14 protein-coding genes and 1 tRNA gene are annotated in these 21,613 nt (G+C 57.5%); 6 read left to right on the top strand and 9 right to left on the bottom strand.

Annotated features, from left to right (window positions below):
* Positions 1 to 5: 5 nt before the first annotated feature.
* A complete protein-coding gene (locus R2A130_RS15425) occupies positions 6 to 977 on the bottom strand; it encodes an ABC transporter permease (RefSeq protein WP_009758757.1) in 972 nt (323 codons plus the stop codon).
* A gap of 235 nt (positions 978 to 1,212) precedes the next feature.
* On the opposite strand from R2A130_RS15425, the gene R2A130_RS15420 reads away from it, so the two are divergent.
* Positions 1,213 to 2,832 carry an ABC transporter substrate-binding protein gene (locus R2A130_RS15420; RefSeq protein ID WP_009758756.1) on the top strand — a complete coding sequence of 540 codons (1,620 nt, stop codon included), beginning with the start codon at positions 1,213 to 1,215 and terminating at the stop codon, positions 2,830 to 2,832.
* Between the two features lie 170 nt (positions 2,833 to 3,002).
* Positions 3,003 to 5,006: a CocE/NonD family hydrolase gene (locus R2A130_RS15415; RefSeq protein ID WP_009758754.1), complete on the top strand. Its 2,004-nt coding sequence runs from the start codon at positions 3,003 to 3,005 to the stop codon at positions 5,004 to 5,006.
* An 18-nt stretch (positions 5,007 to 5,024) separates the two neighbouring features.
* On the opposite strand, the gene R2A130_RS15410 is transcribed toward R2A130_RS15415, so the two are convergent.
* The 3 genes from R2A130_RS15410 to R2A130_RS15400 all read right to left on the bottom strand — a co-directional run bounded on the left by R2A130_RS15410 (position 5,025) and on the right by R2A130_RS15400 (position 7,204).
* Entirely contained in the window at positions 5,025 to 5,915 is an 891-nt protein-coding gene (locus R2A130_RS15410; RefSeq protein ID WP_040306140.1) for a DMT family transporter, read from the bottom strand.
* A 486-nt stretch (positions 5,916 to 6,401) separates the two neighbouring features.
* Positions 6,402 to 6,477 (bottom strand) — tRNA-Ala (locus R2A130_RS15405).
* Between the two features lie 283 nt (positions 6,478 to 6,760).
* Positions 6,761 to 7,204: a TIGR02300 family protein gene (locus R2A130_RS15400; protein WP_009758752.1), complete on the bottom strand. Its 444-nt coding sequence runs from the start codon at positions 7,202 to 7,204 to the stop codon at positions 6,761 to 6,763.
* Between the two features lie 194 nt (positions 7,205 to 7,398).
* Here R2A130_RS15400 and aroA point away from each other — a divergent pair, with 194 nt between their 5' ends.
* The 3 genes from aroA (at position 7,399) to gyrB (ending at position 11,811) form a co-directional block, all read left to right on the top strand.
* On the top strand, positions 7,399 to 8,760 hold the full coding sequence (gene aroA, locus R2A130_RS15395) for a 3-phosphoshikimate 1-carboxyvinyltransferase (RefSeq protein ID WP_009758751.1): 1,362 nt from the start codon (positions 7,399 to 7,401) through the stop codon (positions 8,758 to 8,760).
* Positions 8,757 to 9,194 carry a dUTP diphosphatase gene (gene dut, locus R2A130_RS15390; protein WP_009758750.1) on the top strand — a complete coding sequence of 146 codons (438 nt, stop codon included), beginning with the start codon at positions 8,757 to 8,759 and terminating at the stop codon, positions 9,192 to 9,194. The genes aroA and dut overlap by 4 nt, the downstream gene beginning before the upstream one ends.
* Before the next feature lie 163 nt (positions 9,195 to 9,357).
* Positions 9,358 to 11,811, top strand: coding sequence for a DNA topoisomerase (ATP-hydrolyzing) subunit B (gene gyrB / locus R2A130_RS15385; protein ID WP_040306290.1), 2,454 nt, complete (start codon positions 9,358 to 9,360; stop codon positions 11,809 to 11,811).
* 599 nt (positions 11,812 to 12,410) lie between these two features.
* Here gyrB and R2A130_RS15380 read toward each other — a convergent pair.
* On the bottom strand, positions 12,411 to 12,974 hold the full coding sequence (locus R2A130_RS15380) for a hypothetical protein (protein WP_009758748.1): 564 nt from the start codon (positions 12,972 to 12,974) through the stop codon (positions 12,411 to 12,413).
* On the bottom strand, positions 12,962 to 15,721 hold the full coding sequence (locus R2A130_RS15375) for a hypothetical protein (protein WP_009758747.1): 2,760 nt from the start codon (positions 15,719 to 15,721) through the stop codon (positions 12,962 to 12,964). The genes R2A130_RS15380 and R2A130_RS15375 overlap by 13 nt, the downstream gene beginning before the upstream one ends.
* 155 nt (positions 15,722 to 15,876) lie before the next feature.
* Between R2A130_RS15375 and R2A130_RS15370 the strand changes: the two genes are divergently transcribed.
* The gene (locus R2A130_RS15370; RefSeq protein ID WP_156798556.1) at positions 15,877 to 17,946 is read left to right on the top strand and encodes a hypothetical protein; all 2,070 of its coding nucleotides are present in this window, start codon (positions 15,877 to 15,879) and stop codon (positions 17,944 to 17,946) included.
* 17 nt (positions 17,947 to 17,963) lie between these two features.
* Here R2A130_RS15370 and R2A130_RS15365 read toward each other — a convergent pair whose 3' ends face one another.
* The 3 genes from R2A130_RS15365 to R2A130_RS17820 are packed head-to-tail and all read right to left on the bottom strand — an operon-like array spanning position 17,964 to position 21,481.
* Positions 17,964 to 18,650 (bottom strand): SH3 domain-containing protein, encoded by a 687-nt coding sequence (locus R2A130_RS15365; RefSeq protein WP_009758745.1) that lies wholly within the window; start codon positions 18,648 to 18,650, stop codon positions 17,964 to 17,966.
* Between the two features lie 12 nt (positions 18,651 to 18,662).
* The gene (locus R2A130_RS15360) at positions 18,663 to 19,415 is read right to left on the bottom strand and encodes a hypothetical protein (RefSeq protein WP_009758744.1); all 753 of its coding nucleotides are present in this window, start codon (positions 19,413 to 19,415) and stop codon (positions 18,663 to 18,665) included.
* A complete protein-coding gene (locus R2A130_RS17820) occupies positions 19,412 to 21,481 on the bottom strand; it encodes a VWA domain-containing protein (protein WP_009758743.1) in 2,070 nt (689 codons plus the stop codon). The genes R2A130_RS15360 and R2A130_RS17820 overlap by 4 nt, the downstream gene beginning before the upstream one ends.
* Between the last annotated feature and the right edge of the window lie 132 nt (positions 21,482 to 21,613).

The following is a 21,613-nucleotide window of genomic DNA, read 5'->3' as shown; positions in this document are numbered from 1 at the left end:
ATCTGTCATCGCGGATGCAACAGGCGCGGATTGGTGACGATGCCGATGATGTCGGCCAGCAGATTGAGCAGGATATAGGTGGCGGCAAAAATCAGCGCGCAGGCCTGTGCCACAGGAATGTCACGGGCGGACACGCTGTCCACCATCAACTGCCCGATGCCGGGATAGACGAAGACGACCTCGACCACGACGACGCCAACGACGAGATAGGCAAGGTTGAACGCGATCACTGTTGCGATGGGCGCCCAGGCATTCGGCAGGGCATGTTTCAGGATGACAGTCGTTTTCGAGGCACCCTTCAACTGCGCCATCTCGATATAGGGGGAGGCGAGAAGGTTGATGATGGCGGCCCGCGTCATCCGCATCATGTGGGCGATGATGACCAGTGTCATGGTGAGCGCTGGAAGTGCTACCTTGGACAGTCGCTCACCCAGCTCCATTTCCGGCGTCACATTGGCGAGGGTCGGGAAGACGCCTGCTAGGAACACGATCAGCAGATAAGCGAGGAAGAATTCTGGGAAGGAAATCGTGGTCAGCGTAACCGCATTCACGCTGCGGTCGTAAAGCGAATTGCGTTTCAAAGCTGCGGTGATGCCGAGGAACAAGGACAGCGGAACAGCAACGATTGCCGTGACGCCTGCCAGGAACAGCGTGTTCCAAAGGCGTGGCCCGATGAGCTCGACCACCGAGCGGGAAGCATCCACGCCCGACGACGAGCGCCCGGAAAATGAAGTGCCGAAATCGCCCTGCATGACGCCGCCAATCCATTGCAGGTAGCGTTTCCAGGCCGGCTGATCGAGACCTAGTTCGCGGCGAAACGCTTCTACAGTTTCCGGGAGGGCCGTCTGCCCCAGCACCTGTTCGCCAAAATCTCCGGGCAAAAATGAGATGGCGGAGAAAATGATGATAGACACGAAAAATAGCGTCAGAAGGCCAAGCCCAAGCCTTTGTAAAACTGTCGCCAGTACCGGATGCACGCTTGTCTTCTCCCCGCTGCAGTTTCCCCGGCTGCAGACCTTCGTTGCCAAAGGCTAGGACAAGCGATTTCAGAATGTAACCGTGAATCGGGAAAAAACAGGAGCTTGTGGACGGGGGCTCACGTAAACATCTGCTCTTACTGTTTGATCTCGTCACATTGGTATGTTCATTTAAACGCGATGAACCCGCCACACAGGCGGATTTCACGATTTTGCACATCATAGGGAGAACTCGATGCGCAACATGAAGAACATCTTCATTCAAGATCAGGCACGTAAACTGGAAACGGGCGGCATAAGCCGACGCCAGTTCATTACGTCCATGCTGGCCGCCGGTGTGGTGCTGCCCACCGCCATTTCCATGGCAGGCGACGTGCTGGCCGCGACCCCCAACAAGGGCGGCCTGTTCCGTCATGCTACCGGCTACGGCGGCACCAACGATACGATCGATCCGTCGACATCCAACAACGGCTTTTCGCAAAACGTCATCTATTCGCGCGGCAATCATCTGACCGAAATCGGTCCCGATGGCACCCTTCGCGGCGAGTTGGCCGAGAGCTTCGAGCCTATGGATGGCGCGACCAAATGGGTCTTCAACCTTCGCAAAGACGTGACCTTCCACAACGGCAAGACGTTGACTGCAGACGATGTGATCGCATCATTCAACATCCACCGTGGTGATGATACGAAATCGGCTGCAAAGGGTCTTGTGACCGCTGTCACCGACATCAAGAAAGACGGCGACAACCGCGTGATCTTCGAACTTTCCGGCGGCTCTGCAGACTTCCCTTACATCGCGTCCGACTATCACCTGATGATAATGGCGTCGAAAGACGGCAAGGTCGACGTGACCGCCATGGACAACGGTTCCGGTGGCTATCTGTTGAAGAACTACGAAGCCGGCGTGCGCGCCGACTCCGAAAAGAACCCGAACTACTGGAAAGCCGACAGCGCGCATTTCGATGCTCTGCAACTTCTTGCCGTCGTTGATCCGACAGCCCGTCAGCAAGCATTGCTCAACGGTGATGCAGACTATGCCGATTCCATCAGCCCCAGCACGGTGGATCTTTTGGGCCGCGTGCCGACAGTGGACATTCTGGAAACCAACGGCACCCAGCACTACACCTTCCCGATGCGTCTCGATGTTGAACCCTTCGGCAATCACCATCTTCGCATGGCGCTGAAAATGGCCATCGACCGGCAGGAACTCGTCGACAAGATCCTGCTGGGCCACGGCGTTGCGGGCAACGATATTCCCGTCAATCCATCCATGCCGTTCTTTGACGCCAGCATTCCGCAGCGCACATTCGATCCCGAAAAAGCTGCCGAACACTACAAAAAGTCCGGTCATTCCGGTCCGATCCAGCTTTCTGTTGCAGACGCCGCCTTCGCCGGTGCCGTCGATGCTGGCCAGTTGATCGCAGCTTCCGCCAAAAAGGCCGGTATCGACATTCAGGTCGTGCGTGAGCCGAACGATGGCTACTGGTCCAATGTGTGGAACAAAAAAGGCTGGTGCGCCTGTTACTGGGGCGGTCGCCCGACGCAGGACTGGATGTATTCCTCCGCCTACACGGCAGACAACCAGTGGAACGACACGGCATGGCGCGACACGGAATCTGCCAAACGCTTCAATGAAGTGGTGGTTCAGGCCCGTGCCGAAACCGACGATGCTGCGCGCGGTGCACAGTATTCTGAAGCGCAACAACTGCTGCATGATGATGGCGGTGCCATCGTTGCCATGTGGGCCAACTTTATCCATGCCCACACCAAAAAGCTGGCCCATGGCGACAACGTCGCCGCCAACTGGGAAAACGACGGCAACAAAGTCGGCGAGCGCTGGTGGTTCAACGCGTAAGCGCTTTGCGCTTTCGCTGTCTGGTTTGCACTCACGCTGTCGGGCTTCGCCCTTCGCTGCGTGGGCGCGCCACATAAGTGGCGGGCGGCTCTTCGCCGCCTGATACGGGCAAACCATAGATTGGAGGCGTCGCGGGAAACTGCGGCGCCTTTTTCATAGAGGACATCAATATGCGTATCGACACCACGTTCCCTCGCCAGATTACCGAAGACCCTGACTTCGGCATCACGATGTCCGATGGGGTGCGACTGTCGGCGCGTGTTTGGATGCCGGTGGATGCGGAAGCTGATCCGGTGCCGGTGATCTTGGAACATCTGCCTTACCGCAAGCGCGACGGCACCATTCAGCGTGACCAGTTCAGCCACCCTTGGATGGCGGGGCATGGCTACTGCATCATTCGCACTGACCAACGTGGTACCGGTGAGTCCGAAGGGCTTTCGGAAGACGAGTATTCGGCGCAGGAACTGGCGGATGCCTGCGAGATTATCGCTTGGGCCGCAGGCCAACCGTGGTGCAATGGCAATGTCGGGATGCAGGGTATTTCGTGGGGCGGCTTCAACTCATTGCAGGTTGCAGCGCTACGCCCGCCCGCGCTGAAGGCCATTATCACGATATGCTCCAGCGCTGATCGTTTTGCAGATGACATTCACACCCATGGCGGCTGCCAACTTGTGGAAAATTGGGGTTGGGCGTCGCAGATGCTGTCCTACAATTCCCGCCCGCCGGACCCTTCGCTTGTGGGCGATGATTGGCAGGGTATCTGGCGCAAACGCCTCGACCACGAACCATGGTTGTGGAGCACGTGGATGCGCCACCAGACCCGCGATGACTACTGGAAGCATGGTTCCGTTTGCGAAGACTATTCCACAATCGAAGCCGCGGTTCTGACCATCGGTGGCTGGCACGACGGTTACCGCAACACGCCTGCCGCGCTGGTGGAAAACCTTTCGGCCCCCGTCAAAGCAATCATTGGTCCGTGGAACCACAAATACCCCCACTATGCGGGACCAAAACCCGCCATCGGCTTTCTGCAAGAGGCAAAACGCTGGTGGGATCGCTGGTTGAAAGGCGAGAACACCAGCGTCGAAAACGATCCCGATATGCGTCTCTATTTGATGGATTCGATGAAACCAAAACGCTGGTATGACGAGCGACCTGGCAAGTGGATCGCGGAAAGTGAATGGCCCTCGCAGAATATCTCCGACCACATGATGCACCTGACGCCGGAGGGTCTTTCTACCACCAAAGGTTTTTGCGGTCTGACCGTCTTCAGCTCGCAAGATTGCGGTGCGGCCAGTGGTGAGTTCTTCCCCTTCGCCTTCTCCGATGAATTGCCGGATGAACAGTCCGGCGACGATGCGAAGTCGATCTGTTTCGATGGCGCACCGGTGGAAAGTGAGACCGATATCGTCGGCGCTCCCCGCATGAGTTTACGCTTGAGTGCCGACCGACCCAACGCGCTTGTCGCAGTACGCCTTTGTGATCTGCGTCCTGATGGAACATCGGCGCTCATCACCTACGGTCTGTTCAATCTCACCCACCATACTTCGCATGAACATCCCGAAGCGCTAGTGCCGGGCGAAATCGTGAACTGCGAGTTTTTGCTGGACCAAATCGCCTATCGTCTGCCTGCAGGTCACCGGTTGCGGGTCGCAATCTCCACATCCTATTGGCCGTTTGTCTGGCCGTCGCCAGAACAGGCGGCGGTGACGATCCACGATGGCCGCATTGCCATTCCGCTGCGCCAGTCTTCGGACACAAAGGACGAGTGGGCCTTTGAAGAACCGGCTGGCGCGCCTCATTGGCGAACTGAAACCCTTCGCGAAAGCAGTTACAGCCGGACCACAAGGACCGATGCGACAACTGGCATGGTCACAACCTTTATCAATAGCGATGGTGGAGAGGTTCGCGATCTCGAACACGGACTTATCTCAGGCTCGCGCGTGGAAGAGCGTTTCACCATACATCCGGACGACCCGCTCTGCGCGTTGGCAAGCGCAACATGGGAGCAAACCGGCGGGCGCGAGGGCGCGATGTGGCGCACAAAAGTGGAAACAGCCATGTGGTGCGAGGTCGATCAATTCGTCTCCCGCGCCAAGCTCACCGCATGGTGCGAAGATGAGCTGTTTTTCGAGAAATCGTTTGATGACACAGTGCCGCGCAATTGCGTCTGATGCGAAAGCTGCGCCGCTTTATAGCTTATCGATAGGCTTGTTATTGCTACCCTTGACCGCCAGCAATAACGCTGCTGCGACAATGAGGACCGATCCTGCAATCGCAACGCTGGACGGAACGACGCCGAAGATTGCCAGATCGTAGAGGGCTGCAAACAGCAACACACTGTAAAATGCTGGCATCACGAAACTCGCTTCACCGCGTTTCATTGATTGAATGAAGAATGCCTGTCCGGTGACCATGATTGTACCCAGCGCAATCAAACCCAACCATTGCAGGCCGGTTGGTGCCGTGAACACGAATGATGCCGCCGCCAGCGCAATGATCATTCCTATGGAATTGCTGACAAACAGGATCTGCATTCCTGGCTCTGCGTCCGACAAGCGTTTGATGAAGATGGCTTCGATGCCCATCAACACGGCTGAGCCCAGTGCCATAATGCCTGCTGGTTGCAACCCGCTCGCATCAGGCTGCAAAATGAGGGCCGCACCGCACAGTGCCATTGCGGCGGCCAACAGTTTGCGGGCTGTTAAATGTTCACCCAGCAGCAAAACGGAAAGCAGCATGGTCAGCAGCGGGCTTAGAAAGCTGATCGCGGTTGCTTCGGCCACCGGCATATAGTTTACGGCTGCAAACATGCAGGTGATGCCGGACCAGCCGCACAACACGCGAAATATGTGCCAGCGCCAGTGGACGTTGTGAAATGCGGGGCGGATTGTCGGGCGACCGCAAAGTACGAGCGCCAACGCGAACCATGCGAACACAAAACGACCAGCCGTAATCTGAAGCGGATGCAGGCCGGCACCTGATGCTGTGGGCAAGCCTAGAGCCTTTGCAAAAAGCGAGGTCGCGGCCACCAGTGCGCCGGCTATCAACATTGAAGCTATAGCCAGTTGAGAGCGGTTCATGATGGTTGAAATGCCTTGTCTCGTAAATGATGACTTTCGCCATTCGACGTATCGTCGACGCCAGCATACGCGTGTCTGCACCTAAAATAAAAAACTATCGAGAAAATTGGAGCGGGCGATGAGATTCGAACTCACGACCTAAACCTTGGCAAGAGAAGACTGAATTTTCACCCCTTAAAGGCTTGCTCAACAGTGGAGCAAGTAAATGCCAACAATCAGAAAATCCCCTCGGGAAAGTGGAATGCTCAGGTTCGAGTTTCCGGAAACGAGCACGAAGTAAATCGTTCTTTACTGACCACCGCTTTTCCCTTGGGGCCGCTTCGATCGCCATAACTCAACTCCGAGACAATTTTCCCAGCCGTCTTGTCACCCCCTCTGGTGACAACAAGGTGACCGGAGACCTCATGCAGATCGGTGACACCGGCTCGACCAAGTAACACGTTACCTCGAACCCATTCCAAATATGCATCAAATCGGTTTGGAAAATGGTGGAGCTAGACGGAATCGAACCGACGACCTCTTGCATGCCATGCAAGCGCTCTCCCAACTGAGCTATAGCCCCTGATCTTTTGTGCCGCTCGTTTTACGAGGGCCGGATCGGGTGGGCGCTTGGCTTTGGGCCTTGCGTCCGAGATGGTTTAACCACTTTTTATGTTGGCCGAACGGCGCTTCCTTACGAAACGCTGGTTAGTAAGACAAGCCTGTTTTGCAGGCTCGTTTCACCAATCATGTGATAAGCCGCCAAGCTTTATGTGCAGCGACTATCTCGACTTGAAATCTAAAGTTCCAGATATGCCACGCAGGCATTAAATGCTCGCGTGGCTTCTGTCTTCACCCGTGCTGGATCAGGTGTCTTCTTTGTCGTCGTCACCGCCTGTTGGAATGATGTCGGCAAGGTTGTCATTGTCGTCATCATCGTCGTCGAGGAAGGTGGAATCATCCGCCTTGTCATCGTCGTCATCATCCAGATCGACGTCGACATCGGGAATGTCCGGCGTGTCGTCATCATCGTCGTCACCGTCCACGGTGTCGCCGTCATCGTCTTCTGCGTCTTCGAGCGAGATGACCTCTGGACCTGCATCGTCCACTTCGTCTTCATCTTCGTCGTCGGCTGCTTTTTCCTTCGCTTCGGCTTCCTTCTCAGGCTTGGCCTTTGCGGTTACGGCAGCGACTGCAATTTCGAATTGCGTGCCGCATTTCGGGCAGATGATGGGATCGCGGTTGAGATCGTAATATTTAGCGCCACATTCGGGGCAGGCGCGCTTTTCACCGAGTTCTGGTTTGGCCAAGGAACTGCCTCTTTATTTTCGGTCGGTCATGGAAGTATTGGGCGGTCTAACGAGGGGGGCGTGACCTGTCAAAGGGTAAAGCGCCACGAGAGCTATAGACAGGTGGTCGGGTGACTTCATGGTGACAGGGCTTGTCGCTTGCCGTAGGAAAATCTCGCCGCGCCAATCGCTCCACACCAACGACAGACAGCTCTATGAGCCACCCTTCATCCGCATCTGGACACGACCACGAACCACAGCCGCTAACCGCACATTCGGGCAACGCCCTTTCCGGCACCGTGAAGGTGCCCGGCGATAAGTCGATCTCCCACCGCTCACTCATTCTCGGCACCATCGCAGATGGCCACACCACCGTCGAAAGTCTGTTGGAGGCTGACGATGTGATGGCCACGAAGTCGGCCATGCAAGCGCTAGGCGCCACCATCGAGAAGCGCGGCGACACATGGCATATTGATGGCGTCGGCAACGGCGCGCTGCTGGAACCGCGCGAGCCGTTGGATTTTGGCAATGCCGGCACCGGTTCGCGCCTGACTATGGGTCTGGTTGCGGGCTACGATTTTCCGGTCACCTTCATCGGCGACCCCTCGCTGTCCAGCCGCCCCATGGGCCGTGTGCTGAATCCATTGCGCGAAACCGGGCTACAGGTGAAAAGCACGACCACGGAAAACGGGCCGGATCGTCTGCCGCTCACCGTGCATGGCGCACCGCTTCCGGTGCCGGTCACCTATAGGGTGCCTGTTGCGTCTGCACAGGTGAAATCCGCCGTGCTGCTGGCCGGTTTGAACATCGCCGGCACCACGACTGTCATCGAACCTGTCTTCACCCGCGACCATACAGAACGGATGCTGGCGGGCTTCGGTGCAAACGTTTCTGTGACAACGGATGATGACGGCGTTCGCACGATAACCGTAGAAGGCCAGACACCGCTCAAGCCGCAGGACATCACAGTGCCTGGCGATCCGTCATCGGCCAGTTTTGCTATCGTCGCTGGCCTTGTCGTGCCGGGCTCTGACGTGACGGTGAAAGACGTGCTGCTGAACCCAACGCGCACCGGCCTGTTCGACACGCTGGTGGAAATGGGCGCGAACCTTACGATTGAAAACCGTCGCACCACCGGTGGCGAAGAAATCGGCGATATTCGCGTGCGCCATTCGACATTGAAGGGCGTCTCGGTTCCCGCCACCCGCGCACCGTCCATGATCGACGAATATCCCGTGCTCGCTGTCGCCGCCTCCTTCGCGCAGGGCGAAACAGTTATGAACGGCTTGGACGAATTGCGCGTGAAGGAATGTGACCGACTTGCCGCCACCGCTCGCGGGTTGGAGGCCAATGGTGTCGATTGCACCGAAGGCGAGGATACGCTTACGGTTCGCGGTGGACCGGTCGTCGGTGGAGGCGATGTGGAAACCCATCTCGACCACCGCATCGCCATGGCGTTTCTCGTTATGGGTCTGGCAAGCGAAAAGCCGGTGCGGGTGGACGACACGTTCATGATCGCCACATCGTTCCGCGAGTTCCGCCCGCTGATGGAATCGCTAGGCGCGAAGTTCTCGTGACCACGCTGCAGATCAAACGGCTGCCCCATGGCGAAGGGCTGGAACTACCCGCCTATGAAACAGCGGGTTCTGCTGGTTTTGACCTGAAAGCGGCAGAAGATTTGACCATCGAACCGGGAGAGCGGGCGTTGGTGGCCACCGGCCTCGCCATGGCCCTGCCTTCTGGTCACGAGGGACAGGTTCGTCCCCGTTCCGGTCTTGCTGTGAAGCACGGAATTACCGTGCTGAATTCACCCGGCACGGTGGATGAAGACTATCGCGGCGAAGTAAAGGTGCCACTCATCAACCACGGTCACGAAGCGTTCGTCATCACACGCGGCATGCGGATCGCGCAGATGGTGGTCGCACCGGTGGTGCAGGTCGATGTCGCGGAAGTGGACGAATTGGACGACACCTCACGCGGCAGCGGTGGTTTCGGCTCCACGGGCGCTTAAAACGTACTGGGGTCCATCCCCATAAAAGCGTTGCGAAAGTTTGGTTTTCGGGGGCGCAGCACCTAAATTCAAAGCATGTTGCCGCGCTGATTCGGACGATTTTGTTTGCCTGCGCGAAAGTGCGAAAACCAGCCCGGTTTTCGCCGCCCGAAAGGACGACCGTTTGACCGAACCGACCCCCGAGAACACGCCTTCCAATTCCGAAGAATACGGCGCCGATTCCATCAAAGTGTTGAAGGGGCTGGACGCCGTTCGCAAACGCCCGGGCATGTATATCGGGGACACCGATGATGGCTCCGGCCTGCACCACATGGTCTATGAGGTCGTCGATAACGGCATCGATGAAGTGCTGGCTGGCCATGCCGACGCGGTGAACGTGACCATCAACAACGATGGCTCCGTCACGGTGACCGATAACGGTCGTGGCATCCCCGTGGACATGCACGAGGAAGAGGGCATGTCGGCTGCCGAGGTCATCATGACCCAGCTTCATGCGGGCGGTAAGTTCGACCAGAATTCCTACAAGGTCTCCGGTGGACTTCATGGCGTCGGCGTGTCCGTGGTCAACGCGCTGTCGGTGTCGCTGAAATTGCGAATTGCCCGCAACGACAAATGGCACGAAATTTCCTTCACCCACGGCGTATCCGACGGGCCGTTGGAAATCGTTGGTGATGCGGAAGCCGGTTACAGCGGAACGGAACTCACGTTCATGCCGTCATCGGAAACCTTCACCAACATCAAGTTCGATTTCGACCGGCTGGAACATCGCCTGCGCGAACTCGCGTTCCTGAACTCCGGATGTCGCATTATTCTATCAGACGATCGCGGCGGTGCGGACAAGCAAACCGAGCTTTATTACGAGGGCGGGTTGAAGGAATTCGTGCGTTACCTCGACCGCGCAAAAGGCGCGTTGATCGAGGCGCCGATCTACCTGAAATCCGAACGCGATGGCATCACCGTCGAACTCGCCTTGTGGTGGAACGACAGCTACAACGAAAACGTCCTCTGCTTCACCAACAACATTCCGCAGCGCGATGGCGGCACGCATTTGGCCGGTTTCCGTGGCGCACTAACGCGACAGGTCACGGGTTATGCCGACGCTCAGGGAATCATCAAGAAAGAGAAGGTCTCACTCACCGGCGATGATTGCCGCGAAGGCCTGACATGCGTGTTGTCCGTCAAAGTGCCGGACCCGAAATTCTCGTCCCAGACAAAAGATAAGCTTGTCTCTTCCGAAGTGCGCCCCGTGGTCGAGGGCCTCGTCAACGAAACGTTGAAAGAGTGGTTCGAGGAAAATCCCGCCGACGCGAAGACCGTCGTATCCAAGGTCGTGGAAGCTGCCACGGCGCGTGAGGCTGCCCGAAAGGCGCGTGAGTTGACGCGGCGCAAGGGTGTTTTGGATATTGCATCGCTTCCAGGAAAATTGGCCGATTGTCAGGAAAAAGACCCTGCATTGTCGGAAATCTTCATCGTGGAGGGAGACTCCGCCGGTGGTTCCGCCAAACAGGGCCGCAGCCGTAAAAATCAGGCCATCCTGCCACTGCGCGGTAAAGTGCTGAACGTCGAGCGCGCGCGTTTCGACAAGATGCTGTCATCGGAGCAGATCGGCACGCTCATCACCGCTCTGGGTACCGGCATCGGGCCGGATGAATTCAACTTGGACAAGGCGCGCTATCACAAGGTGATCATCATGACTGATGCGGATGTCGATGGCGCGCATATCCGCACGCTGCTGCTGACATTCTTCTTCCGCCAGATGCCGGAGCTGATCGAGCGCGGCTACCTCTACATCGCCCAACCGCCGCTCTATTCCATCAAACGCGGCAAGTCGCTCCAGTACCTGAAAGATGAAGAGGCGAAGGAAAATTACTTCATCGAAAACGGTTTGGATGAAGCCTCGCTTCATCTCGGTTCCGGCGAAGTTCTGGTGGGTGCCGACCTACGCTCCGTCGTCGATGAGGCGCTGAAAATGCGCCGCCTGCTAGAAGGTCTTCACACGCGCTACAACCACGGCATGGTCGAACAACTCGCCATCGCCGGTGGTCTCGATGTGGAAGCCATGTCGATGCAATCCCATGCCGAGCAAGTGCTGCGTGACACCGCCACCCGTCTCGATACGCTGGCGGAAGAGACCGAAAAAGGCTGGCAGGGCGACTGGCGCAAGAAAGACGATGGTCGTGTGGAATTCGTCTTCCACCGCACCGTGCGCGGCGTGCGCGAAGCCCATGTGCTGGACGCTGGCCTAACCGGTTCAGCAGACGCCCGCGCCATTCACGGTAAGCATGAGCACCTCGATGAACTCTACGCACAACCAGCGCGACTGGAACGCCGCGGCATGTCGAGCGATGTCTTCGGCCCCCGCAGCCTGCTGGAAGCCGTGTTCAAAGCCGGTGAAAAAGGCATCACACTACAGCGCTACAAAGGCCTTGGCGAAATGAATGCCGAACAACTTTGGGAAACCACGTTGGACCCAGACGCCCGCTCGCTACTTCAGGTAAAAGTCACCGAAGCCAGCGACGCCGACGACCTCTTCACCCGTTTGATGGGCGAAGAAGTAGAGCCTCGCCGCAACTTCATCCAAGACAACGCGCTGTCAGTGGCCAATCTGGATTTCTAGATAATTGTAGAATGACACGAAATATCAGTTAGCGACGTAATAGTTTCGATTGAATGAAACGGTAATTACGCATGTTCTTTAAGTGCCGTGGAGCGGTTCTGTTTAAAGTTTTACTATGACGTAGCCTGCATGCGGAACAAAGGGTTCCACGCCTTTGAAATCAATTTTCTGTTTCCGCGATGGTCACCGCTTATGGGCGGCAAATGCTTAGCTGTGGGAGAACGTTGCTGGCGGTTCGCTTGCCGCTGTCTTCTGGCTTGAACATGGACTTGAACAAAATATGAGGCTCTCGACGTGGTGCTCTGCAGTCATCGGTCGGAAAGGCGTCGCCTAATCTTGAGAGATTTGGTCCGCTATGCGCCCCCAAATTGCACATTTGGGAATAAGGTTGGTTGTCCCGATAGCGGACGCTGACGTTCAAGCGGCCTCACCATACGTTGACCGGCATATGTAGACGGGAAGCGAACCTTCAAAGTCGCATTTACACCTCGCGTGCGAGTGAGCGGAAAGCAACCGACCTACAGTTTTGCTGCATATGCCGAAGTTGTTGTTTGGAGATCCAGCGTTTGTGACCTGTACCGTCGCATGCACCAAGTTTCTTACTCTAGTGGGGGCCTGTCTCGCATGATTGCGATTGTGCTGCCCTTTGTGCGCGCGACCGGTATTGCTCCGATTTCGGTGGAGCAAAGATTCAGCGAATAGCAAGCGGCACCATCCGGCGGTGCGATACCATTTTCAGGTCCGCAAAGAAGGTTTCGCTCGTCATCGCTTCTGGCTAGCCGCCACGTTCGAGCTGTCTGGTTTTCTTCGACGGACCAAACGTTACCGCGCCGTCGAGCAGAACGACAGGACATGATGCCGTCTTCGATAGTGCATTTCTGAAGGCGTTGGAGTGATGCGATACGCCCTGACTTCCGCATAACGGTGATGAAACTCATACCAACGCCATTTGCAGCAAAGACTGTTGGAGACGTGCAATTGCCCTGCAAAAGTGCGCCCGCCACAGCCTCCGGCATGTTCGGGTTTGGCGGCGTGTGAGGAACAAGCGAATAAATGCCCGTCAGCGGGAATACCCCGTCCGCCGGCGTGATGACCGGCTCCTCCGCAACAGATGGTATGACCGAAAGCAACAAGGCCGTCGTGGCGATGATTAGTTGGCGCATCTCAACTCCTCCACAATTTCGCAATCCGTACAAAACACGTGAGACGCTCCGCTGCTGCGGGGGTCTGGTGGCGTGTCATAGCTGTTGGTCATCAGGCCAAGGACAGCGACGCCCTGACGCTGATTAAATTGTGTTGAGCGGGGCGCGACCGCGCCACGCGTGATGCAAGCTGGGCCTCTTACCCCACCGCCGCGAAGTCCGTACCCCTCCGTATACGCAATGCATAAATGTATCGGAAGTGCGGTTTCATCCTTCGAAGCGCCATCCATGCAAGTGCCGTCTTGGTTGCAGATTGCGATCGGCGTGCCATCAGCAAGGGTTGGCCGGGTTATCACATTGGCTTCGACGCCATTACACATAGCAACGTTGGTCTTGGGCGGTTCATCCGGGCCAAGGGGTGACGTGAGAAGTACCGTTTGCTGCGCGATGGTGAATGTCTTCGGTGTCGTCGTTGCGTCGATGATCGCCAGATGTGGGGCGCCGCCGAGTTGCACCAAGCCGTAGCCTTTCATACCAGCAGGGATCACACCGCTAATGGCAAGCGCTTGCCCGACAGAGCCTGCCAGTTGCGAACAAATCGCGGGATCGGTCTCAGCAGCGCAACCGGCATAGCTATCTACAGTCAACGTACCTGAACGTTCAGACCCTTTGAGAATGACGGTGCCACCGTTGCCGCTTTGTGAGAGCTGTTGCACGAGAGTGCCGTTGCCGTTCTCCGGCCAGGGTTCTGCACCGGTTGCGGTGAGCCCGAGCGAGTTTATCAATGCTGTTGCTGAGGTACAGTCTCGCACCTTGCCGTCGTCGCTCGCAGTCTCGCCTATGGCTGTCAAAACGTGGCGCACGGTCTCGAAGCGCATAGGTTGTGAGACGAAGGCCGCGACCCTCGGACAGATTGTGGCACTTGCGTTTGGTTCGATCGGAGGCGCCGGGACCGGTTGGTCCGACAGGTCACTCATGGGTCCTTGGCGAAATGTGAACACGCGACCGTCTTCGAATTCTGCTGTGCCTCTCTCACCCAACTTCAGGAGCAACCGTCCGCCACGGGGATACATCGACAGCCCCGCATCATATGGGCCGAATGTGTTTGGCCAGGACATCTGTCCCTGCCAATCCTTTTCACCTGCGGTGATGCTGAATTCTGTTCGCAGGGACGAGCCGTCTTTGTCCATCTTTTCTTCGAGACGGGCATAGGTGAGGTTGGGCGGATTATAGGGTCCAACTTCTTTGAACCCTTGTAGAACCACATTGAGGGTGTCACCGGAGGCCTGCGTGACATCCATTTCATAAACCGTCTCGGTGGGACCGGCCTTCGACACCCACTGTCCGATGACGGATGCGAGATTGATGGCGTTGGACGGCTCGAAATCTAGCTCGTCCCAGTTATCGATCGGGCGAATGGCGATAGCGTTGGTGAGGCCCTGTGAAACGAGACCGACAGTCGCCTCTCCTCCGCGCTCTAGCGTAAGCTCCATAAGGTGATCGAGCGGCTCGCTGCGACCGTTGGCGTTTTGAAACGAGAGCCTGCCTCTATAGGTGCCGCTGCCGTCGCCCGGCCCCACGAGTTCGCCTTTTGCTGTAGCAGAGCCACCCTTGTCCAAAACCTCGCACATGGTCTTGAGCAAGCCGGCGACGGGGCCGCAGCCGTTTTGGTAAAATGTTCTGACCTCAACACCTACCCGTGTCCGGTCTACCGGCGTGAAGCGGTACTGCAACTTGGGAAAAGCGGAGGATGTGGCTTGCCAGAAGCCAGTGAGTTGCCCGACAAAAATGTTATTGGGGTTCGCGTTCACCACGAAATCGCGGGCGTAGTGATCAAATCCTTCCGGCCGCGGCCAACCGGGGGCGAGGCGCATCACGCCAGTGTCAGGCTCTATGCCGATATTGGTCAGCGGCACACCGCCACCGTTTGGCATAATTGCGCTGCGGTAAGGGTTGGTGCCCGCTGATAAAGTAGCAGTCCCTCTATAGGTTTGACCGCGCGGTTTGCTTTTCGCGGCAGCACATATTGTCTGCCACGTCGGTCCTGGTCCCGGGCACTCAGCGTCCGGCAACATGCGGGCACCAAAATCGTATGGCAGCATGCTTGCGCTACCACCCGGCGAGCGTGGCTTACGCTGAAAGTAAAAAGACGCCTTTTCCGTTTCCAGATTGAAGCGCGCCTCACCAAACGCAAAATCGTTGCTTCCCACGACCGGTATGTTGGAGGGTACCCCAATGGAAATTGTACCCGGATTTACCAGCGAGCGCGGATCGTTGAACTCGCTGGTGTTGTCCAACATTCGCAGTGTCAGCAGCGATTGCTGGTTCTGATCGAACGATAGTCTCGCAATCTGTGTCCCGTCCGGCGCAGTCAGGATGCCGGAATAGAGTGGCGGCGTGGTGCCGGTGCGGATCAAGGCCGCCTTTGCGTTCAAGTATCCGCCGCCGTCGAGGGCAAACTTGCACAGATGTTCCCAAGCCAGACCACGCGCCTTGAAGACCGGGAGCAGGCAGTCGCGCGGGGCCGTTACCTTGTATGTCAAAGACAGACTCGGCTGCCCGGCGCGCGTGTCTGCCGCTACTGCAAGGTCATAACGCCCTGATATGACGCTGCTGTAATATTCGATACCAGGCGCAACCGGTTGCGCCACCGCCTGCGGAGCGGCTGCGCCTGCGCCTGCAAGCAGAGTTAATCCTGCCAAGCCGTAACGCCAATGCTTTCGTAACGTCGAGATGTGCGACATTTGCAATGTAGGGAAAACAGACATGACAGATCTCCGGGGCAACAGGCGTTGAAGCCACGCTAGAGATGCCGGTTTGGCGGCGCGTCATTCATTTGGGTGACGGGTGCTGTGGAACCTTGCTCCACATTGGTGAGAACATGCTGTCCGATGCGGGTGGCAACACTTGCCAGGAGAGTTTCATGCGCGCGCCCACAGTTCCTAAAGCACTCTACCTTTCGACAGCGACTTTGATGATGCTCACAGCCAGCACTGCGCTCGCGCAGCTCAAGGTGCCGGCCAAACCGTTGCAGGTGCCCGGTGGTAAACCGGCGGTAAACCAGAACGCACCGAAAACGCTCGACCCTGACGTTCGACCGTTGGTGGAAAGGCCCGACCTCAAGATCGACCGACCGCTACGCACGCCGCCAGGATCTGTTGGTCAGGTCGTGGTAGTCGACGGAACCGGTCTGGCTGGAGAATGGACGAGCGTAAACGTTACCAGTTTCGTGGATGCCAATGCCAAAACACGCGACACCGCTTCCCGCGCCATTGTGGATATCAAGACTGAAGGCAGTTCATTCGTCTCGCCCACGCTGGATGCTAAGATCATGCCACTAGCTGGCGGCTATGACGCTTTGATGGCCCGTTTTGGCGGCAAAGTGGTTTTGACGGAAAGCGACATCCCTTTACCGACCGCGTTGAAAGGAAAGCCAGCTGTCTTCACGTCAACGTTTCCAGATGGGTCGACCAGCGAGATCCTTCTGAGCGGCAACCAGATTTTCGTGCTGGAAGGCGCGCTTGTCGTGCCCGGCACCGTGGCGTGGAGCCTACGCAAATATCTGCGCACAGGCGTGGAAACGACGAATGTCGCGGTTCTGCCCACGCCCACGCCCACGCCAAGTCCTGTCGATCCCTTAGACCCGAACACACAGGTCAATCCACTCGTAAAGCCCACGTTGAAACCGGCAATGCCCAACGTGCCTGTGCCCGCCCCGCTACAAGCAAGCGCCTGTCAGGAACTGGATATCGTCACGGGGCTTCTTAACACGAAAGGTGGCACCGAAATGGTGCAGCTCGTCCGCGGCTTTTATGTCGAATTTGGCATCGCCTTCAATTCCCAACCCACGGAGCAACAATGTGCTGCGACGTTGGACGCTATGCGCCGCGCAGGTCTCAACCCGTCTTCTCCGGACGGTGGCCTCGCTGCGGCGCAGGCATTCTTGACCATCAACCCGCAACCGTTCGTGCTGAATCCGCCTGACGTGCCTATGTCACCGGTACCTGCGGCGGGTTCCGGTTGCGGTGCCTATTTCGAACTTCTCGCCAACCTGTCGGCCAGCGGCTTTGACAGCGCAGTCTCGCTGGTTGTCAGCCTGAGCGGCGGCGTCGGTGGTGGGGTCGGTGGCGTTGGCTACGATAACGGCTCGTGTTCGCGTTACGTCGAACTGTTCGTCGAGGCAGGGGTAAACCCGCAGGCTCCTGATGGAGGGGTCGATACGGCCATCGTCTGGTTCGAAGACAACCCACAGCGGCTGGTTGATCTGGCCGTGGAGATCGGGCCGGATTTCGAGCCGATACCTGCACCAGATCCAGCGCCCGCGCCGAAGCCTGCACCCGCAGCAGAGACAGGGCCGCTCGGCAACTACAATCCCGGCCCTGACACGCCTGATTATACCAGCGGCAAGACACCGGATTATGCAATCTACGCACGCCCCGCAGCGCCCGGTGCAATGCGTGACCAGCCGCGCGATGTGCTGGCTGTGCTGCACGTAACACCCGACAACGTAACCGGTAGCTATGCTGCGTCTGGTAAACCCGAAACATGCGACGGACCGCGCCGCCTCTCCATGGCCGATCACATGCGCGCATGGGCCTCGGTGCGCGAAGCGATGCGATGGATCGGAACGCCGGGCGAGATCGTCTCGTCGCGTGAATGTGCAAGCGTTGAGCTTGCCGTAGCTGTTTCATACGCGACAGCAGGCGATCCGAGCTACGCGGATGGGCCTGACGAATTGATCCCGTCACAAATGACGAACGTGTACGACAATTTCGAAAACACGGCGCAGAACCGCGCTTATGCGCTCGAACGGATATCGCTGGCGCTGAACGAGCCTGTCGCGAACAGTGACCCTTGGCGGATGGTCCTTGCTCCCAAGAACGCAGTCTCAGCGTTCGTCAGGCAGGATGTCGAGATCGGCTCGACCTACGTGGTGGATGTCACCACGGGTACGCTGGTCGCAACGTATCGTATGTCAATGCCGGGCGACTGACGAAATTAGATGCGCCGCTAGCGCGGTCGGGAAATATAGTCCTGTAGCACCCAACCCGTTACGCCCGACGACGTTTGGACGATGGCGCACCAACCGTTGATACATTGGCGCAGGCCAGCGATATCACAGACATCTGGCTTCAGTTTCGCAACGTTTCCATACGTCTTTGCCGGCCCGCTGCGCACATTGAGGAAACTGCTTGGGTCTACGCCGGTGACGCACATAGCACCGGGAACATTTCGCGGTACTAAAACAGGCTTAGGCTGAGGAGCAGGCGCTATAATGCCCGTGGCCATTGTTACGAATCTCAAAACCGCATTAGGTCCCTCATGGACGTTGTCGACAATCGCGCAACCATCTTCGGCCAGCACGGGCGCTGCGCCTCTCAATGTGAAAGAGTATGGCATCCGCATCGGTCCATAGACGTGATACGGTGTAGGGTCGCAGCCTCGTTTGAAGATGCGCGCATCTCCGTCGACATAGGGCGAACCATTGTCCGCTGTGCTCATTCGCCCTCTGAACAAGACCGTGCCGGGACGAGTACCGGCGCGCTGCGAACCGTCCTTTGGTGAAACATAAGTGATCGTCACCTTGTCACGGGAAACATTCACCTTCACTTGCGCTCCATCATACATGTAGTCGCTGGCCAAAGCTGTGGTTGCCGACAGCAAGGCGGCTAATGTGGTTGCGATGGAACGGATCATCGAACGGTTTCCCTAGTTAACAACGGGCGTGAGATAACGGCCTTTAATGAAGCCTTGTTGATGTCCTTCGACGTCTCGGACTTCGCACCAGCGCTCTGCCAACAATGCGACCCGATCTGCGTGGCTAACGCTGTCGAAGTGGTTGCCGTCGATGGCTGGACTGCATCGCTCCATCAGCAAACCGCGCTTGTCGGCAGGCAGCGCGCCGACCCGTGTGCTTTCGCCTGATGGCTTTGCGCGCAACGTGATGCGTTTGCCGGCAGGCACGCCTACGAGATCATAAGAGTAAGACGTCGCACCCTGCACGGGACCAGACCTTGAAGCAGCTTGTGCCTGTTCATCAGGCGGGGCGAGACCGCCCTGATACGCTGCGACATAGCGCAGTGTTACCAAAGCGAAGCGTTCGCCCTCGCGCAGCGAACCCCGCATCGGTCCCCCCGGCCTTTTTGGCAGTGTCAGAAGCAGTGGCGTGACACGTTTCAACCCGCTGCCGCCTTCGTCGAACATCACCTGCAAATGAACGCCGTCATCGGTGATATTCACGCTTTGCATACGAACTGCGAGTCGTCGCCCTGCAAGTACACTTTCCATAAGGGTTCCGTTGCCCAGCACCCGACCGTCCCGCAACACAAGACCGAAATTGCCGAGGCTTTCACTGGTTTCCGACACCATTTCCCATTCGCCAGTCAGAAATTCATGTGGCCCGGCCTGTGCGGTACTTGTCGTCAGGCAAAGCAATAACGCCAAAAAACGACTGCTCTTCATCGCGGTGCCGCTTCAAGGGCATCGCGCGCTGACTGATCGAGACCCGCGAACGCATCCGCATCGCACCGCTGCATACGGGCGCAAAGGCGGGAGCCCGATCGACCATCTGGTCCCCCAAGGCAAAGCTGCGGATTGGGGGCATCCGGGACGAGCGAGATCAACAAAGCTGCGCCTTCTGGTTTGCAGTCGAATTCACCACTTTCATGAGGCACGCAGGCACGCTGATCCTTTTGTATAAACCCCTCCGCGCTACGGCGCAGGTCGATCATTCGTCCATCCTGTAGAATAGCCAACGGAGTGGACGTGCAGAGCTGTGCCAGCTGGTCGGGGTCTACACCTTCACGATTTCCTATCCGCGCCCAGAATCCCTGAAAGTCAGCGAACGTGGACATCGCGCGCGGCTTGTTTTCAAGCGTATCGGGTTCTGATTTTGCTTGCTCTTTACCGTCACTCTGCTGATCAGCAAAAGGAACGAGGCAGCCTGTGTGCCTAACACCCACATACGCTTTGCAAGGTCGGTACGAGGGGGCCGTCAGTGCGGAAAGGTCGGCTTCTGAGAGGGTTTGACCTTCCGGCACAGCAAGATTGATCGCACTTGCAGTAGCCGGAACTTCGAGCAGGATTTCGCTGCGTCGCTTTCCGCCGCCCTCCCGTCCAAGGTTTACCGCCCATTGGCCGGCTGGCAGGTAGAACGGGTTCTCTGTGCTGCCAAAACCTCCGCGCCAATAGTTCCGGCCCGCTGGGGGTTTATCGTAGAAATACGTCGTCTGACGATCAGTCGCTTGACCGTCCTGTTGTGCCACAAGAGTGACGGTGGACAGGTCCATGTCGAAGTCGATTTCCGTCAGGCCACCGGCATCGACGTCGATCTCGCGTTCGCGCGTCGTGGTTCGGTCCATGGTGCCACGCAGGAGATATCGACCAGGCGGCACTCCGATTTCAAAGCCGCCCTCCTCGATAATGACTGGCTGTTCGGAGACGACATCGTTCTCGACCGGGTAGAGAGCAACATAAAGGTAGGCGCTATTTTTCACCCCGCCAGCAGGCGGGTTTTTGGGGTCGTAGGGCAGACCAGCACGAATGAAAGCATTGACCTTCAGCCGCGCGGCCATCGCAATATCGATCACTTGGACCCCTTCGCCAGGCTCTACGGTAAAGGTTAGGGGCGCGGTGTATTCCTCCGCCCGTCCCGTGCCAGCACGGCGCACGCTGATGGCGTAGGTGCCAGGTAGAAAACGACCTTCAGCACTGGACGGCGCACTTTCATAACTCAATTGGAAGTCGCTCGGCCATGGCTGGGCGTTACTGTCATCCGGTGTGACTTCCAGATGACGTTTCGTGAGCATTTCACTGTTGGAGGTATCGCGCAGCGTCAGTTGTACATTGCGTGGAAGGACTGCCTGATCGATTTCGGGTTCTTCTTCGAAGTCGCTCAACGTCTCATCAAGTGCGGCTTTCAATTCATCTGCATCATCGGCGGAGATGAACTTGCCGCCGGTATTGGCCGCAAGACACGCAACCTGACGCCCCTCGTCTTTTGAAAGCCCGAAGCCGACCACGTGGGTGGTGAAATCAACACCGGACTCCTCCAGTTCCGTCGCAAGCGCACAAGGGTCAGCGTTGCAGGTTTCGATACCATCGGTAACGAGCACAACAGTTGCTTCATTCTCGGTATAGCGCAGACTTTCAGCGGCCTTCCGCACGGCATCGGAAAGCGGGGTCTTGCCCTTGGGTTTGATTGCGTTGGCCCGAGCAATCATCTCGGGAACTGTGCTTGCCGCAGGACCGGGGGCGACGACTGTCTCGATGTCTGAACACTGGCCCTTTTTACGGTGGCCATAAGCAATCATACCGATTGTCATGTTGCTTGTTGTCTCGCCCAGAACGCTGGAGAGGACGTCTCGGGCAATCTCGATTTTTGCACGACCTTCGATCTGTCCCCACATCGAGCCGGACCCGTCGAAGACCACCATCACGTTACGACTGCTCTGCGTCTGTTGAGCGTTGGCGGGTTGAGTCAGCGTCAAAGAGGCAGCCGCAAGGATGAGAGCAAAACGTTTGAGCATAGTAGTCACACTCCGCGAAGGGTTGGACCACTTCATAGGAGAGTGCCGCATCGGTCGCCGTCATTCAAATGGGTGATGCGTGGGGTTTGAGCCGCTGACACGTTGGAGCCAAATCGAAAGGGAACCACTGCA

The organism is Ahrensia sp. R2A130, from assembly GCF_000179775.1.
Taxonomy (GTDB): Bacteria; Pseudomonadota; Alphaproteobacteria; order Rhizobiales; family Rhizobiaceae; genus Pseudahrensia.
Note: the sequence above shows the minus strand (reverse complement) of the source record. Positions and strands in the feature narration are given on the sequence as shown.

What these genes read in the sequence shown, in the direction of transcription:
- R2A130_RS15420 (WP_009758756.1), top strand. Translation starts at nt 1,213, where the DNA reads ATGCGCAACATGAAGAACATCTTCATTCAAGATCAGGCACGTAAACTG.
- R2A130_RS15415 (WP_009758754.1), top strand. Translation starts at nt 3,003, where the DNA reads ATGCGTATCGACACCACGTTCCCTCGCCAGATTACCGAAGACCCTGAC.
- R2A130_RS15410 (WP_040306140.1), bottom strand. Translation starts at nt 5,915, where the DNA reads ATGAACCGCTCTCAACTGGCTATAGCTTCAATGTTGATAGCCGGCGCA.
- aroA (WP_009758751.1), top strand. Translation starts at nt 7,399, where the DNA reads ATGAGCCACCCTTCATCCGCATCTGGACACGACCACGAACCACAGCCG.
- R2A130_RS15380 (WP_009758748.1), bottom strand. Translation starts at nt 12,974, where the DNA reads ATGCGCCAACTAATCATCGCCACGACGGCCTTGTTGCTTTCGGTCATA.
- R2A130_RS15375 (WP_009758747.1), bottom strand. Translation starts at nt 15,721, where the DNA reads ATGTCTGTTTTCCCTACATTGCAAATGTCGCACATCTCGACGTTACGA.
- R2A130_RS15370 (WP_156798556.1), top strand. Translation starts at nt 15,877, where the DNA reads ATGCGCGCGCCCACAGTTCCTAAAGCACTCTACCTTTCGACAGCGACT.
- R2A130_RS15365 (WP_009758745.1), bottom strand. Translation starts at nt 18,650, where the DNA reads ATGATCCGTTCCATCGCAACCACATTAGCCGCCTTGCTGTCGGCAACC.
- R2A130_RS15360 (WP_009758744.1), bottom strand. Translation starts at nt 19,415, where the DNA reads ATGAAGAGCAGTCGTTTTTTGGCGTTATTGCTTTGCCTGACGACAAGT.
- R2A130_RS17820 (WP_009758743.1), bottom strand. Translation starts at nt 21,481, where the DNA reads ATGCTCAAACGTTTTGCTCTCATCCTTGCGGCTGCCTCTTTGACGCTG.